The sequence below is a fragment of the Secundilactobacillus malefermentans DSM 5705 = KCTC 3548 genome (genome assembly GCF_001436395.1).
GTDB lineage: Bacteria > Bacillota > Bacilli > Lactobacillales > Lactobacillaceae > Secundilactobacillus > Secundilactobacillus malefermentans.
The window spans coordinates 1-2787 of the sequence record NZ_AZGJ01000090.1; the positions used below are offsets into that span (position 1 = coordinate 1).

At 43.3% G+C, this 2787-nt stretch carries 2 protein-coding genes; one reads left to right on the top strand and one right to left on the bottom strand.

What is annotated here, in order from left to right; translation table 11 throughout:
* Positions 1 to 257 precede the first annotated feature (257 nt).
* Positions 258 to 1139, bottom strand: a complete 882-nt coding sequence (locus FD44_RS09720) for a LysR family transcriptional regulator (protein WP_010620298.1) — start codon at positions 1137 to 1139, stop codon at positions 258 to 260.
* Positions 1140 to 1713: 574 nt separating this feature from the next.
* Here FD44_RS09720 and FD44_RS09725 point away from each other — a divergent pair.
* Positions 1714 to 2778, top strand: a complete 1065-nt coding sequence (locus FD44_RS09725) for a hypothetical protein (RefSeq protein ID WP_056973920.1) — start codon at positions 1714 to 1716, stop codon at positions 2776 to 2778.
* The last annotated feature ends 9 nt before the right edge of the window (positions 2779 to 2787 follow it).

Below are 2787 nucleotides of genomic sequence, written 5' to 3' on the forward strand. Positions count from 1 at the left end.
TCAACACCATTTGACAAAGAGCCTTATATGTATGGGTACGAGTCAGGAAGCGTCCCTAACTGCGACTAGTGAGCAGATACAAAGCCTCTGTCAGGCGATACAGCGTACCCACAACTGTATCGGACTAAGAAATCAGCAAAAGACGGCAAACACATACGACCTTTGCTCACATCCAATAATACAGAGAAAACATAAAATTTTCAAGGATTTTACTTATCTTTTAGAGACACAGGCAGACAAGAAATCTGCTACTCCTCTTACTTTCCCCCATACTCTCCCTCCACATACTCTTCCACCTGCTTCATCATCCGCTGCGTCGCCGGCGACTTCGCACCCGTCCGCGTTGTCACCATGCAAATGGTCCGGTAGAAGCGCTTATCAAACGGGAACACCTGCACGTTACCGGAAATGGTCTGCAAGGCGAGCTCTGGCAAGATGCCAAATCCCAAGCCTGCCTCAACCATCGCCAAAATGGATTGGTCATCAATCGAAAATTGAATCGAGTTCTGCCGAATGTCGTAGTGGTCCAACGCCGCCTTGGTGTCGCGATCATAGTCGCCTTGCTGTAAAATGAAGCTCTTACCCTCCAAATCCTCAGCTGTTACTTCCATAGAACTCTTCGGCTTAAAATCCTTCGGCGCAATGCAGTAGATTTCATCGCGAATCAACTGCTTCACCAGCAAATTCTCATTCACGGGCAGGGAAGTGAAGCCCACATCAATCGTGCCGTCCTTCACCGCCTGAGTAATGGCATTAAAATCATTCTGGTACACGGACACCTGAATATCTGGGTACTTCTCGTGAAACGCCTGAATAATCGGCGGCACCCAGTTAATACACGTGGACGAAAAGGCACCCAACCGCACTGACCCGATACTCAACCCGTTAATGCGATCTGCTTCCTGCTGCAAACGACCCTGACTATTCACCACATCCTGAATCAGCAGCACCGTCCGACCACTTGCCGTCAGCTCGGCACCAGCTCGATTTCGCACAAACACTGGAAAGCCAAAATCCTTTTCCAACTGCGAAATGGAATGGCTAATGGCGGATGGGGTGACACTTAATAGAAGGGATGCCTTATAAAAGGAACCCTCATGGACAACCGCACTAAATGCCTGATACGCAAATGGCAGCATTTGACTCACTTCCTTCATTATAATTTGATTATTAGTATAGCATTTCGTCTCAACAAACTAGTTATGTTACGATTAGTTTACAAAATCACAAATGAAAGCACAAAAAAACCGACGAATAATTTCGCCGGTTTCTCTAAGAGCATCAAGCTAGAGTGAAGCAATCTCCACAGAAGCTGATGCTTTAGAATTAGATATCTGATTCAAAAAGCATCACCCCCTTTCATTAATTGACGTAACTATAGCGCGGTTTTACCAATGATGCAAGGAATTGAATTCGATCATTCTAATCACTAGTAATTGGACACGAAGTACGGTAGAATGATGAACGTTGGTAGGAATAATGTGTTTTGGTTCATTACAACTTTTATGCTTTTGTTTCAGTTATTAAACAAATAGGCGTTCTTGTTGCCATGAAATCGGAGACACGTTATAATGCTAATAGAGTCAGGGATGTTGTGACTCTGCAAAATCGATTTATTAATAAAACCCGTTTTTATTAACAAATCGAGGTTTGTAGGTTATAATATTCACGCTTGGTAAATTACATACAATTATGTTTGGAGGAAGAAATATTATGCAATCAAGTTTAAAGAAATCTCTTTATTTAGGCTTAGCAGCCTTATCATTTGTTGCTGCTGCCGGCGTTGCAACTACTTCAGCTTCTGCTGCAAGTAAAGCAACTTTGACAACACCAAGTACTACTTTTAAAACTGCAGGTTCAGCTCGTAACGTCGTTTTAACTGGTACTAACGCTATTTACACTAAGCCAGGTACAGTTAAGGGTGCTAAGGTAGTTGCTACTACAACTACGGCAAAGCGTCTTTCAGAATCAAAGAAGGGCTTGGACAACTTCCGTGCCTATCGTTACGCTGTTACTAACCGTGGATCACTCTACTTAAAGGTTGTCTCATTTGATGGCGACTACCGTGGATGGGTTTACGCTGGTAAAGATGCTACAGCCAAGGCTTTTGCTGGTGGTGTTAAGTCAGTTGATACCTTTACTGAAGGTACTCCAACTACTAGCCAAACAGAAAACTTCTACGCATTCAAGACTCCAGCTGCTGAAGCTGGTGGCAAGGCTAACTATGCCAAAGCTGGTACTAGTGTAACCTATAAAGAAGCTGCATGGACTCAATACAAAGTTGGCCGTGCCGTTACAAGTACTGCTAATGATGCAAATGTTAAAGACCTTATCGTTTCTAAAGTAGGTACTCGTACTGCTGAAGGCGATTCATGGGTTTATGTAACAAGTGCTTCAACTCCTTCAGTTGATGGCTGGATTCTTGAAAGCTCATTAACTAAGACTAATGACAAGGCAGTTTCTGCTGCAGACGGAGTTACTTTAAACTACGTTGAATCAGGAACAGGTACTAAGCGTGCCAGTGCTGTTGTTGCTTTACCAGCAGACAACACATTGAACTATGTTGATTCAGAAGTTACTACAAACGCACCTAAGGGTTACTCAACAGTTAACATCAATGGACAAACTACCGATGTTACAGTTGCAAAGGCTGGCACATACAATGTATATGTTAATGCCAACGCAACATTTGGTAACATTAGTCTTAAGGCCGTTGATGCAGCTGACTTAGGTGGCCGTGCTCTTGTTTTGACTAATGCTAAGACGCGCGTTTTATAATCAAGTTAG

Bases quoted from the DNA above. Each gene is read 5' to 3' on its own strand.
- FD44_RS09725 (WP_056973920.1), top strand. From the start codon at position 1,714: ATGCAATCAAGTTTAAAGAAATCTCTTTATTTAGGCTTAGCAGCCTTA.
- FD44_RS09720 (WP_010620298.1), bottom strand. From the start codon at position 1,139: ATGCTGCCATTTGCGTATCAGGCATTTAGTGCGGTTGTCCATGAGGGT.